The 12,234-nt window shown below is 42.8% G+C and carries 13 protein-coding genes; 8 read left to right on the forward strand and 5 right to left on the reverse strand.

The window, feature by feature from the left end:
• Positions 1-30: 30 nt before the first annotated feature.
• A complete protein-coding gene (locus JZO70_RS15795) occupies positions 31-714 on the reverse strand; it encodes a DUF1275 family protein (protein ID WP_207674632.1) in 684 nt (227 codons plus the stop codon).
• A gap of 155 nt (positions 715-869) precedes the next feature.
• On the opposite strand from JZO70_RS15795, the gene JZO70_RS15800 reads away from it, so the two are divergent.
• Together JZO70_RS15800 and JZO70_RS15805 are read left to right on the forward strand one after the other, a co-directional pair.
• On the forward strand, positions 870-1,625 hold the full coding sequence (locus JZO70_RS15800; protein WP_207674633.1) for an AzlC family ABC transporter permease: 756 nt from the start codon (positions 870-872) through the stop codon (positions 1,623-1,625).
• Positions 1,618-1,935 (forward strand): AzlD domain-containing protein, encoded by a 318-nt coding sequence (locus JZO70_RS15805; protein ID WP_207674634.1) that lies wholly within the window; start codon positions 1,618-1,620, stop codon positions 1,933-1,935. Before JZO70_RS15800 ends, JZO70_RS15805 begins: the two co-directional genes overlap by 8 nt.
• Positions 1,936-2,004: 69 nt before the next feature.
• On the opposite strand, the gene JZO70_RS15810 is transcribed toward JZO70_RS15805, so the two are convergent.
• Complete coding sequence (locus JZO70_RS15810) at positions 2,005-2,304, reverse strand: hypothetical protein (RefSeq protein WP_207674635.1); 300 nt, start codon at positions 2,302-2,304, stop codon at positions 2,005-2,007.
• Between the two features lie 367 nt (positions 2,305-2,671).
• Between JZO70_RS15810 and JZO70_RS15815 the strand changes: the two genes are divergently transcribed.
• Entirely contained in the window at positions 2,672-5,014 is a 2,343-nt protein-coding gene (locus JZO70_RS15815; protein WP_207674636.1) for an ABC transporter ATP-binding protein/permease, read from the forward strand.
• Between the two features lie 49 nt (positions 5,015-5,063).
• Here the strand turns inward: JZO70_RS15815 and pepA are convergent, their stop codons facing one another.
• Positions 5,064-6,134 (reverse strand): glutamyl aminopeptidase, encoded by a 1,071-nt coding sequence (gene pepA, locus JZO70_RS15820; RefSeq protein ID WP_207674637.1) that lies wholly within the window; start codon positions 6,132-6,134, stop codon positions 5,064-5,066.
• A gap of 165 nt (positions 6,135-6,299) precedes the next feature.
• Between pepA and JZO70_RS15825 the strand changes: the two genes are divergently transcribed.
• The 4 genes from JZO70_RS15825 (at position 6,300) to JZO70_RS15840 (ending at position 10,602) form a co-directional block, all read left to right on the forward strand.
• Positions 6,300-7,085: a glucose-1-dehydrogenase gene (locus JZO70_RS15825; protein WP_207674638.1), complete on the forward strand. Its 786-nt coding sequence runs from the start codon at positions 6,300-6,302 to the stop codon at positions 7,083-7,085.
• A 21-nt stretch (positions 7,086-7,106) separates the two neighbouring features.
• Positions 7,107-7,958 (forward strand): GRP family sugar transporter, encoded by an 852-nt coding sequence (locus tag JZO70_RS15830; RefSeq protein WP_207674639.1) that lies wholly within the window; start codon positions 7,107-7,109, stop codon positions 7,956-7,958.
• Between the two features lie 19 nt (positions 7,959-7,977).
• Positions 7,978-8,658, forward strand: a complete 681-nt coding sequence (locus JZO70_RS15835) for a Pr6Pr family membrane protein (protein ID WP_207674640.1) — start codon at positions 7,978-7,980, stop codon at positions 8,656-8,658.
• 606 nt (positions 8,659-9,264) lie between these two features.
• Positions 9,265-10,602: an MATE family efflux transporter gene (locus JZO70_RS15840; RefSeq protein WP_207674641.1), complete on the forward strand. Its 1,338-nt coding sequence runs from the start codon at positions 9,265-9,267 to the stop codon at positions 10,600-10,602.
• Between the two features lie 45 nt (positions 10,603-10,647).
• Here JZO70_RS15840 and JZO70_RS15845 read toward each other — a convergent pair whose 3' ends face one another.
• A complete protein-coding gene (locus JZO70_RS15845) occupies positions 10,648-11,385 on the reverse strand; it encodes a class I SAM-dependent methyltransferase (RefSeq protein WP_207674642.1) in 738 nt (245 codons plus the stop codon).
• Positions 11,386-11,453: 68 nt separating this feature from the next.
• Here JZO70_RS15845 and JZO70_RS15850 point away from each other — a divergent pair, with 68 nt between their 5' ends.
• Positions 11,454-11,837, forward strand: a complete 384-nt coding sequence (locus JZO70_RS15850; protein WP_207674643.1) for a VOC family protein — start codon at positions 11,454-11,456, stop codon at positions 11,835-11,837.
• A 53-nt stretch (positions 11,838-11,890) separates the two neighbouring features.
• On the opposite strand, the gene JZO70_RS15855 is transcribed toward JZO70_RS15850, so the two are convergent.
• The gene (locus JZO70_RS15855) at positions 11,891-12,223 is read right to left on the reverse strand and encodes a hypothetical protein (protein WP_207674644.1); all 333 of its coding nucleotides are present in this window, start codon (positions 12,221-12,223) and stop codon (positions 11,891-11,893) included.
• Positions 12,224-12,234: the final 11 nt, after the last annotated feature.

Below are 12,234 nucleotides of genomic sequence, written 5' to 3' on the forward strand. Positions count from 1 at the left end.
CAAAACAAAAGAGCTGTCAGCCGACAGCTCTTATTTTGTGCTAAAAATTTCCCGACGGAAGCGCCAGATTTGGTAAGTTTGACTGACTGCTAAATACAAAAACAGTGTCGAAACTAGCAAAATCGTTTGCCGGCCTAAATAATCATAAGCGAAAACTGACACAATTACGCCAGCTAGAAAGGCCAATACGACCCATGTGAAGTGGAAGAATTGCTGCTTGGCTTTGCTGTCCTTGGTTTTCAGATAGTCATAAAAATTAGTGGCCACGCCTTTTAAATTTCCAGTAGTAAACAAATTGGTGTAGGTGAGGCCATTGATTTTGTCAAAAGCTACCCATTGCACCGCCGCCGTGAAGGCAATGATCACCGTAATAACCGATGGATGGGCGGTTAAGCTGGGCAGACTAATTACAAAAAAGACTAAGGCTTCAAAATACAACAGGAACAATCGCCATGAGTACTGCTGTTTTTCCCGAAAGAAGTCAATCAAATATTTGGCTAACAAAATACCTAAAAAGAAAAACAAAGTCGAAAGCAGTTTCTTCCCAACCGAAGCCCATTGATGGTCAAAGGCTTGAATTGTCGCCAAAATCAGATTCCCCGTCTGGGCCGAAGCAAAGGCCTCATAACGAATATAGGTATAGCTGTCCATCATCCCGCCGATAAAGGTCAAAATTAACCCCACGGATCGATTTTCGTGAAAACTTGAATTCACAGGAGTTCATCTCTTTTCTGAGACTATGGTATCACAATCTTTCAGAAAATGAATGAAAAAAGCTGGAGAGTCATCTCATTTTGTCTATCTTTTTGACATAAGTGTGTTAGAATGGGAGTGCTTTTTTATTCTCAAATCGGAAGGAAAAGATTCTCATGTCTTTAAGAAATCGGACGGACTGGCAGGAAGCGCTTCGTGCCGTCATGCCCCTGTGCTTCAGCTATATTCCGGTAGGTTTGGCCTGCGGTATGCTGCTGCATCAAGTCGGGTTTAATCCGCTGTTAACTGCCCTGCTGTCATTGGTGGTATTTTCAGGCGGTGCTCAGTTTTTAGTGGTTTCGTTGTTAGCGGTTCATGCTTCGTTTACGTCAATTATCTTGATGGTATTGTTTTTGGAATTGCGTTATGCCTTGTTAGGCTCAAGCTTATCTCACTTTTTTAAGCAGGAGCATCGCGGCTTTCTGGCGCTGTTTTCCCAATCCATGAATGATGAGAATTATGCAGTAAATTATTTAAAATACTCCACCGAACCTACTTGGAATCGCACCCGGGCGCTTTTGGTTAACTGGTTCTCCCAAGCTTCGTGGGTAGTGAGTACGGTATTAGGTACGGTTTTCGGGGCCTTTATCAATGTAGATACGGAATTGGTGCATTTTGCTTTAACGGCGATGTTTATTTTTATGTTTATGATGCAGGTGAAAAACAAACTGCTGCTGGCAACCGGTTTGTTGTCGGGTGCTTTAGCGGTATTCTTCATGTTGCTCTTGAAAAATACCTTTGGTCTGATTCTGGCAACGGTGATTGCTTCATTGACGGGATATTGGTTGGATACGTGTTTGAGAAAGCCGACGTCAGGCAAGGGTGACGATGATTTTTTTCCAGTAAGGGGTGAGGAGGTTCATCATGAGTAATCTGTATTTACTGCTGTTGATACTATGTCTGTTCGTGGCCTCCTATATTCCCCGGGTGTTTCCGATGCTGTATTTTTCCCAGCGCAAGGTGCCTGAATGGTTCAGTGAATGGATGAAGTTTGTCCCAATTTCGCTGTTTGCGGCTTTGGTTTTCAAGGATGTCTTTATCAGCCATGAGCATTTTGAAATTGGCGGCAATATTCGAATTATTGCGATGTTTTTAGTGGCCGGGGTTGCCTACAAAACCCGCTCAATGGCTTGGTCAGTGATTACTGGTTTAGCTGCTGTTTTCCTATTGTCTTTGCTATAAAAAACGAAGGATCTAAGCACCGGAAATTTCCGGCGGCTTAGATCCTTCGTTTTATTATTTAGTTAGCTGTTATCCTTGGTATTCAGCTAAGGGGCGGTAGGTTAAGACCTGCATTTTACGGTAAAATTCAGAAGGCAGTTTTTTCCAGGCCCGCAAGAGCTGCATAAAGTAGCTTTGATCGGCTTTAATAACATATTCGTTTAATAATAGCCCAAATGATTTGCGTTGATCTTGTTTTAGCATATTTTCGTAAGCCTCTTTGGCTTGTTCTTCATTTTCAGCAACATATAAAGTACGGACTTCCACATAGGCGCCTTCAATACTTTGCGTCTCCTCGATAAAATAAATGGTTCTAGTTTCCTCGCTCATTTAAATCATCCTCTCCATACATATAGAATAACCTTTGTTCTTGAATTAATTGTGAACGAATTGGTCTTTTTATCTTGTAAATTCCCTAGGTTTTGGTAAAAAAATGCTAAAGCGGCTGTGTCATCTACACTAAAATCGTAGTGTTTTTGTGAGCAGTATGGTGAAATTTCGTTGCGTTAAGGAGGATTACTAAAGAAATAATAAGTTTTCGTCATCTTCTACAATCAGTAAGTGGTTCATTTGCCTTCAACTCCTTTTTGCATAATAATAGTACCAATATGTTATGAACTGTGTTGAAGTGTTGTTCATTTTGAGTTAACAATGCTCTGCTAATTTAAGATAAATCAAACGATAAAGGGATGAAACGATGTTAGAACTAAAGGATATAAAGAAGTATTACCACGTGGGGGACACCACTACCAAGGCTCTGGACGGAGTATCGGTGGCTTTTCGCCGCCAAGAATTTGTGGCCATTCTTGGTGCCAGCGGATCAGGTAAAACGACCTTGCTGAATGTGATCGGCGGCTTGGATAATTACGACACCGGTGATATGGTGATCAACGGCAAGTCCACCAAAACCTTCAAGGAATCTGACTGGGATGCCTACCGAAACAACTCGATTGGGTTCGTCTTCCAAAGCTACAACTTAATCAGTCACTTAGGCATTATTGACAACGTAGAATTGGGGATGACCTTAAGCGGTGTGCCCAAGGAAGAAAAAACGCAAAAGGCTGAGGAAGCTTTGCGGCGAGTTGGCTTGGCGGATCATATGCACAAAAAGCCCAACCAATTATCGGGTGGACAAATGCAGCGGGTGGCGATCGCTCGGGCGCTGGCTAATGATCCAGACATTTTGCTCTGTGATGAACCAACCGGTGCTTTGGATACTGAAACCAGTATTCAAATTATGAAATTGATCGAAGAACTATCCAAGGAAAAACTGGTGATTATGGTTACCCATAACCCAACCTTGGCGGATGAATATGCCGATCGCATTATCCGTTTTTCCGATGGACAAATTTTGAGCGACTCTCATCCCCATCAAGAACGACCAAAGCCCGATCAATTCAATTTGAAACGGACGAAAATGAAATTCATGACGGCTTTGAAGCTGTCCTTTAACAATTTACGTACCAAAAAAGGTCGGACTTTTTTAACCGCCTTTGCTTCCAGTATCGGGATTATCAGTATTGGGATCGTGCTGTCATTATCCAGCGGCTTCCAGACTCAGATCGATCAGACCCAATCCGAAACCATGGCGAAGTTCCCGATTACGATTTCGCAAGTAGCCACCGATAGAAGTGGAAGACAGGAAGATGCGCTGGGCTCAGATGATGGATCGTATCCCAACACGGATACCGTTACTGCCAAAATTAGTGACCAGGACCGGGCGCAGCATACCAACAAAATCGATCAGGAATATGTCGATTATATCGAAAATATTGATCCAAATCTAAGCAACAACATCGGTTTCACTCGTTTAGTAGGAATGAATTTGTTAAGAGATGTGAATGGCGATGTGGAACCAGTGAAGCTGTCCAACGATGCTTCTGACAGTGCTAGCGCTGGGATGACCAACGCAATGGCCAACATGACCGGCGTCGGTGTTTCTTCTTTTCCGAAGCAATTGAGCGAAGGCAGCAGCAGTTTCCTGGAAGAGAACTATGATTTGTTAGATGGTGCCTATCCTAACTCACCAACGGATGTGGTTTTAATTGTTGATGGCAATAACAATACCAACATCAATTCATTGAAGAATTTAGGCTTTGATGTAAAAGATGGTGAAAAACTTAATTTCGACCAAATCGTAGGAACCAGCTTCAAGCTGATCCACAATAATGATTACTATACCGAATTGCCAACCGGGAATTTTGTCCCAAATACGGATTACAACGAGATTTACAACAACGGCAATAACCAAGAAATGAAGATTTCCGGTGTCCTGCGGGTGAAAGAAAATTCCACCATGAACTTGCTGGCACCTGGAATTGCTTACAGCAACGAATTGACCCAACAAATTGTGGATGAAAACAAAGATTCGGCAATTGTCCAAGCTCAACGGGACAGCGAAACCAACGTAATGACCAATGAACCATTGGATGACAGATCGAAAGAAAGCACTTTGGCTTATCTTGGCGGTGACAGCATCCCTTACAGCATCATGATTTATCCAAACAACTTCAAAGACAAAGAAGCGATTTTGGATTACTTAGACGACTACAACGATGGCAAATCCAAAGAAGACCGGATCATTTACCAAGATTTAGCCGGTACCATGACTGAATTAACCGGTGGTTTGATGGATGCTATCACCTATGTATTGATTGCCTTCGCTGGGATTTCACTAGTGACCAGCATGATCATGATCGGGATTATCACCTATACTTCTGTGATTGAGCGGACTAAGGAAATCGGGGTCTTGAAAGCATTGGGAGCACGGAAGAAAGATATTACCCGGGTGTTCGATGCCGAAACCTGCATTTTAGGTCTGGCTTCCGGAACGTTAGGGGTAGTCCTAGCTTGGGCAGCGACTTTCCCAATCAATCTTGTCTTGTATAATATGACGGAGTTGGAAAATGTAGCTCAGCTGAACCCAATTCACGGCGTCATCTTGATCCTTGTTTCAACCGTTCTAACCATGATCGGCGGACATATTCCAGCAAGAATGGCTGCTAAAAAAGATGCAGCGATTGCTTTGCGGGCGGAATAAAACGAAAAGATCAGTACCTTCAATTCAGAGGGTACTGATCTTTTTTGCGTTAGCCGTAAATAATTGTGTTGATTGTGCTTTGATCCAATCCCTTCAAGACTTGAATCAGCATTTCCCGCGCAGCATCGAAGTCAGCGATGCTGAACATAGTTTGGTGGGTATGAATGTAACGGCCGCTGACGCCGATTACGCTGCTGGGGATTCCTTCATTGGCAGTGTGGGCTGCGCCGGCATCGGTTCCGCCTTTGGACACAAAGTATTGGTAAGGAATATTATGAGTTTCAGCGGTATCCAGCAAGTATTCCCGCAATCTTGGCAATAAAATCATGCCGGGATCTTGAATCCGCAGCAAGGTTCCTTCCCCTAAATGACCAAATGTACCATTGGTAGTCGTTAAGTCATCGGCGGCCGAGCAGTCCACCGCAAAGAACAAATCTGGTTTGAATTTTGTGACAGCAGGTTTCGCCCCTCGCAGGCCAACTTCTTCTTGCACATTGGCACCGGCAATCAGAGTATAATCCAAAGTTTCCTCTTGCAAAGTTTCTAAAGCTTCCAATACTACCGTGCAGCCGTAGCGGTTGTCCCAAGCTTTACTGATAATATTTTTGCCGTTGGCGGTTTTGATGGTTTCTACTTTAGGAACGATCGTGTCGCCAGGCAGGACGCCGTATTCCAACGCTTCGTCTCTAGATTCGAAGCCAGCATCGAATAAAATGTCTTCTACCTTAACTTGGCTTTGTCCGCCGGTTCCTCGTAACAAATGGGGAGGGACGGAAGAAGAGATGCATGGATAATTACCTTTTTTCGTTTTCAAAGTAAAGCGTTGTGCGGAAACGACATAGGGATTCCAGCCGCCAAGTGGTACAACTTTGAACAATCCTCGTGGTGTAATTTCCGTCAACATAAAGCCAACTTCATCCATGTGGGCCGCCACCATTACCCGTGGTGCGTCTTCGGCCGCTTGTTTTAGACCAAAAATTCCACCTAAGCCGTCTTGCTGAACCTTATCCACTAGTGGTGTCAGCTCTTTTTTCATGTAGGCGCGAATGTCGTCTTCAAAGCCGCTGGTGCCTTGTAATTCGGTTAATTCTTTGATGCGTTTATACGTAGATTCCTGCATAGAAATCCTCCTTTTTCTTTTATCTTAATCATTATAATCCTTTTTGATCATTCTGTAAGGTCTGACTTTTGTATGAGCGAATTATTGGTCATGAAAAATAAAAACGAGTAAAGTAAAGTTAAACGGACCTACAATTTTTCTCACTTAAAGAAAGAAGGAAATGTTATGTATACAGATTTGAAAAACAAAGTTGCTGTCATTACAGGCGGATCAAAAGGGATTGGTACAGCCATTTCCAAACGGTTCGGGCAAGAACAAATGAATGTTGTCGTTAACTATCATTCCGATGAAAATGGCGCCAACGAAGCGGTAAAAATTATCGAAGAAGCCGGCGGAAAAGGCGTTGCGGTTCAAGCTGACGTTGGAACTGAAGATGGCGTACAAAAACTAATTGATACTGCGGTTAAAGAATTTGGCGATCTGGATGTTTGGATCAATAATGCCGGTATGGAAAATCAACACGAAACTCATGAATTACCATTGAAGGATTGGGAACGCGTGATTGAAGTGAACTTGACTGGGGTCTTTTTAGGTACAAAAGCGGCCTTGAATTATTTCTTGGAGCATGACAAAAAAGGTAATATTATCAATATGTCTTCCGTTCACGAACAAATTCCTTGGCCTACCTTTGCTCACTATGCCGCATCAAAAGGTGGGGTAAAACTTTTCTCTGAAACAGTAGCGATGGAATATGCGGCTCGCAATATCCGCATCAACAACATTGGACCTGGTGCGATTAACACACCAATCAATGCTAAGAAATTTGCGGACCCTGAACAATTAGCAACAACCACCAGCATGGTGCCAATGCAACGTATTGGTGAACCTAGTGAAGTTGCGGCAGCTGCTGCTTGGTTAGCTTCCGATGAATCTAGCTATGTAACCGGCGTAACACTGTTTGTTGACGGTGGTATGACCTTATATCCAGCCTTCCAAGGTGGACGCGGATAAGGTAGAATGGAGTGGTGACGTATGAATATTTTAATAGCGCTGCTTCCGGCCATTGGTTGGGGAATTCAACCGCTGATTTTGAAAAAAATCGGCGGTCGTCCCACCAATGAAATTTTAGGTACCGGGATTGGTACACTGATTGTCGGAATTATTGTTTATTTCTTTTTCTCTGGGCAAAGTGTTTCTTTTAGCACCTTTATGATCGCATTAGCTTCCGGCGCTTTTTGGGTGATTGGTCAAACCGGGCAATACACGGCCTTTAACCTGTTGGGGGTTTCCCGCACGATGCCGATTTCCACCGGGATTCAATTAGTTGGGACTTCCTTAATCGGGGTGCTGGCTTTTGGTGAATGGGCTGGAACGACGTCGAAAATTATCGGCTTCGGCTCGATTGTACTGCTGATAATTGGGGCAGCGATGACTGCTGTGACTGAAAACGCGGATAATAAAAGTGGAACCACCAAGGGCTTGATTATTCTGGCGACAACTAGTGTGGGGTATTGGGTTTACAGTGCCTTGCCAAAATTAGTTGACGCACCAGGAGATGCGATTTTCTTCCCGCAAATGCTGGGAGTATTTATCGCAGCGATGATCTATGTGGTATTGAAACAACCAAAAGCCTTTGCCAGTGATAAAAGCTGGAAAGCATCAATTGTCGGGATTATCTTTAGTATTTCGGCTTTTGCTTACATCTTTTCTGCTCAAAGAAATGGCGTAGCGACTGCTTATGTAATTACTCAATTAAACGTAGTGATTGCGACTTTAGGCGGTATGTTCATTCTCAAAGAGAAAAAGACACCGAAGGAATTTCGCTTTACTTTGATTGGCTTAGCCTTAATTGTCATTGGGAGTGTAACGACGGCGTTCTTATAGAAAGGAGGAGTTGACCGCGATGTATATTACCATTAAAAATATCTTTCGTTTGGTATTGGTCATTGGTTGCGGTTGGGGAATTGCTTTATTGTTAGGTTTGTTTGAAGGCCGCTTTGAAGTTGGCCAGCTGGTATTTTACACGGTTTTAAGTAATTTACTGATTTTCTTTGCCTATCTTTTCTTAGTGATTAAAAGTCTGATCGACAGTGTGTCGCTGAAGCGTGCCTGGTCAGCGGATTTTTCACCTAACGTGATGGGCGCTTTAACCTTGATGATCGTGATTACCGGGCTGATTTATAACTTTGTCTTGGTACCGACGATTCCAGATACGGCTGAATATGCTGTCAATAATTTGTCAGATATTCTGGTGCATACCTTTACGCCGATCATGGTTTTTGTGGACTGGGTATTGTTTGCCAATACTAGCGATACGAAGAAAATCAAACCGTGGACTTGGGCGATTCTGCCATTAATCTATTGGCTATTTACAATCATACGAGCGCAAATTGGCGGACCGATTATGGGGTTCGGGAGTTATTACCCGTACTTTTTCATCGATGCCGATCAATTGGGCTGGGGTCGCGTGATTCTAAATGTACTGATATTAGTGGTGGTCTTTATCCTGTTCGGTTATTTGATGAAGCTGATTGCTTGGGTAACCAACGGATTTAAGCCATTTACGAAACGAAATCTTCTATAATAAGTCATGCAGCCTGCAGCCGATTGGTTACAGGCTGTTTTTTATCGAAAAGCTATGGTAAAATCAGGTGAGAATACGAAAGGGGTGTCATGTGTGTCGGTGACTCTGTAAAGCATCAGACTTGAAAATTTACAACTGTAATTGTAGTTGTTTATTTGTCGTGCCTTGCAGAATATGCCTATACTGACACTCGTTTGAATCGATACTGACAGTGTTGGCATGGCTTTTAGCTATGCTTTTTTTGCCGTTCATGCTTTTCGCAGTTATATAAGGTTAGAAAGCAATAAATCGTTTACGAAAGATAAATCAGTTCGAGCTGTTTAGCATGATGGTATGCGTATGAAAAATGAATCCCTCAAAATGAGTTAGCTGCCGTCCATGCTTTTCGCAGTATCTTTGGAGCGAAAGAAATTCACTAACTCATTATCTAAACATGGATTCGTACTGTTTAGCATGATGTATGCGTGACGAAAAATGAATCCCTCTTAGTGCTGTAAAAACAGCTACTAGAGAAATTGCATCGATAATACTAATCAAAACTGTTTAGCATAGCATGCGCACAAAATAATTCTGCAAGGACCTACTAACTATTTGGAGGTTTTTGAATTGAATAATGAAGAAAATGCACTGTCGAAAAAATATACGTTAAGAACATTAATTGGATTTGCGGTTCCCACTATGATTATGATGCTGTTTAATGCCTTGTACACTGGGGTGGATGCCATCTTTGTTTCTCGGTATGTCAATACCGATGCCTTGTCAGCCATCAACATCGTCATGCCGGTAACTAGTATTTTGTGGGGATTAGGGACCATGTTTGCTACTGGTGGAAGTGCTCTGATCGCTAAGAAGATGGGAGAGAAAAATGACAAGGAAGCCCGACACAATTTTACTGCAATTATTGTAGTGGGCTGCTTGTTAGGCGTCCTGTTGGCAATATTGGGAACGGTCTTTCTGGATGAGATAATTACAGCGTTAGGTGCCAACGAAAATGTCTTGCCTTATGGTCGGACTTACATGGGATTATTAATCTGGTTTGCGCCAGCTATTTTGATTCAAGTGTTGTTTCAAAATTTGTTTGTTACGGCTGGGAAACCGGAGATGGGTTTGATTGTCATGATCGGTGCAGGCGTGGCCAATCTTGTGTTGGATTTCCTGTTTATTGCGGTATTGAACATGGGCATCTTGGGTGCAGCTTTGGGCACCGGAGTTGGCTATTGTATCTCAACTGTTGCTGGATTGGTTCTGTTTTCGCAACGGAAGGGAACCCTGCATTTTTCTAAACCGCAAATCACTTTACGGGAACTAGGATTGTGCTGTTACAACGGTTCATCAGAAATGGTGACGCAATTAGCGACGGCGATCACTATGTTTATTTTGAATATCACCATGATGCGCTATGCAGGTGCAGATGGCGTGGCGGCCGCAACGATTGTCGGCAACACACAGTATTTGTTTACTACTTTGGTGCTGGGCTTTTCAATGGGAGTGGCCCCTATCATCAGTTATCAGTTTGGTGCCCAAAATCGGAGTGAATTACGGCGGATCATCAAGCTTTGTCTATTCTATGTAGTGGCGATTTCGGTGGTACTGTTTGCAGTATGTGCCCTGACTGCCCCAATGATTTCCGGTTTGTACACTGAAAGAGGATCGGAAGCTTACGAAATTGCGGTGAATGGCTTCCGGATTTTCACCTTCAGCTTCTTGTTTAGCGGGATTGCGGTCTTTACTTCCGCGATGTTTACCGCTTTGTCCAACGGGAAAATATCGGCTATTTTGTCTTTTGTGCGGACCTTTGCATTGCTGACGGTATTTTTGTTGGTGCTTCCTCGAATTTTAGGCGTGAACGGGATTTGGCTGGCGACACCGCTGGCTGATTTTATTGGTGCTTTATTGGCGATAAGTTTGCTGGCAGCTTCTCGGAAAAAGTATTTCGATGTTTAGGCTGTGAGGGAATAGAATAAATCGAAAAATCCTGTCCTTTGTAAATTAAGGGACAGGATTTTTGGGTGCTGGGTAATAAAGCAGCTGGTAACGGATGGTTTGCTGATTGGTGTGTGGTTCATTTTGTCCGAACACTTTATCAGCCATTTGTTTTAGTTGTTGGGATGAATAGTCATCCTCAAAATAGGCTTCGAAAAATTCACGAGTGATTTCTTCGGTAGAAGTAAAAACAAAGTCCCGAGTATTGAAGGATGTGCCGGATTCTGCTAAAAACTGTTGATAGCTTTCCATTAAGTTAGGCTCTTCATTAGCAGGTTCATAAGGCGAAAACAGGCTATCCGTTTGCTGGACTAATCGCAGGATCAAACACCAGCCATGACTTTGGTTGGTAAAATTTAGTAGGTCATCTTTGGTGATTAATGCTGGATTCATCGCGGTAAAGACCACGTCGAAAGTTTGTGAGTTCCTTTGAAAAAAAGTCTCCTGATCCTGGTGGATAAACTGAACATTTTGGTTTTGTTGCTTTGTTTGGGCAATTGCCAGCATTTCCTTAGAAAGATCCACAAAAGTATAATCCGTTATAACATCTTGAAAGCTCGTCAAATAGCGACCACTGCCACCAGCTAAATCCAAAAATGTGGCACTGGGCAGAATATTTTTCTCCAATAAAAACTGCTTTACAGCTTCGGCAATTGGAAAGTTCGATTCCTGCTGGATGCTTTCATATTCGGGAGCAAACTCATCCCAAAATTCTTCCAGCTCCTGCAAATTTTCGTCGGTCATAAGGCTTCCTTCTTTCTGCCCAATAGTATACCATTAGTAATAGAAGAGAAAAAGAAATGGGGAGTTTGATGAAACTAGAACACGTAGCAATGTACGTCCATGATTTGGAAGGCATGCGGGCATTTTTTGAAAAATATTTTGCGGCTAAGAGTAATGATATGTACCACAATACTAAAACTGGTCTGCAAACTTATTTTCTGACTTTTGACGATGGAGCACGTTTGGAATTAATGACTCGTCCAGAAGTTGAAGAGGGCGCGCCATCTTTGTACCAAGCCGGCTTGATTCATTTGGCTTTCAGCGTTGGCAGCAAAGAAAAAGTTGATGCCATGACTAAGCAATTTTTGGCAGACGGCTATCAAGTCTTGTCCGGACCGCGGACAACTGGCGACGGCTATTACGAAAGTGCGATTGTTGCTTTGGAAGGAAATCAGATTGAGATAACTGAATAAGCAAATAAAGCTAGGAAACACTGGGGAGACAATCCTTCAGTGTTTCCTAGCTTTTATTTGTTGTTAGCAAAATAGCTGGTGATAGCCTCTTTTATATCTTTCATATTCCCCATGTAAACATCTTGGAAGGGCAAAGAGATTCCTTTTTTCGTAATCCCATCATTCAGATATTTTTCACTCAAATGCGTGTAGATAATCAGATCGGCTTCGGGAACCTCATTGCTGGCGATATCGTAGCTGATAAATTGAAGATCAATTTCTGGCAGTAAATCAGCCTTTAATTGTTCCTGGTATTTCTTTGCCCCAAGGCCAAACCCAAGGCCACCGACGAAAGCACTCGCGTTTCCGTGAGCATTAATTGAATAGATCCAAACTGCTTTTTTCATGATTTCCTCCT

The sequence above is a fragment of the Candidatus Enterococcus moelleringii genome (genome assembly GCF_017377575.1).
GTDB lineage: Bacteria > Bacillota > Bacilli > Lactobacillales > Enterococcaceae > Enterococcus_A > Enterococcus_A moelleringii.

Coding starts and splice junctions, on each gene's coding strand:
- JZO70_RS15835 (WP_207674640.1), top strand. CDS start 7,978: ATGTATATTACCATTAAAAATATCTTTCGTTTGGTATTGGTCATTGGT.
- pepA (WP_207674637.1), bottom strand. CDS start 6,134: ATGCAGGAATCTACGTATAAACGCATCAAAGAATTAACCGAATTACAA.
- JZO70_RS15815 (WP_207674636.1), top strand. CDS start 2,672: ATGTTAGAACTAAAGGATATAAAGAAGTATTACCACGTGGGGGACACC.
- JZO70_RS15805 (WP_207674634.1), top strand. CDS start 1,618: ATGAGTAATCTGTATTTACTGCTGTTGATACTATGTCTGTTCGTGGCC.
- JZO70_RS15855 (WP_207674644.1), bottom strand. CDS start 12,223: ATGAAAAAAGCAGTTTGGATCTATTCAATTAATGCTCACGGAAACGCG.
- JZO70_RS15830 (WP_207674639.1), top strand. CDS start 7,107: ATGAATATTTTAATAGCGCTGCTTCCGGCCATTGGTTGGGGAATTCAA.
- JZO70_RS15850 (WP_207674643.1), top strand. CDS start 11,454: ATGAAACTAGAACACGTAGCAATGTACGTCCATGATTTGGAAGGCATG.
- JZO70_RS15845 (WP_207674642.1), bottom strand. CDS start 11,385: ATGACCGACGAAAATTTGCAGGAGCTGGAAGAATTTTGGGATGAGTTT.
- JZO70_RS15810 (WP_207674635.1), bottom strand. CDS start 2,304: ATGAGCGAGGAAACTAGAACCATTTATTTTATCGAGGAGACGCAAAGT.
- JZO70_RS15825 (WP_207674638.1), top strand. CDS start 6,300: ATGTATACAGATTTGAAAAACAAAGTTGCTGTCATTACAGGCGGATCA.
- JZO70_RS15800 (WP_207674633.1), top strand. CDS start 870: ATGTCTTTAAGAAATCGGACGGACTGGCAGGAAGCGCTTCGTGCCGTC.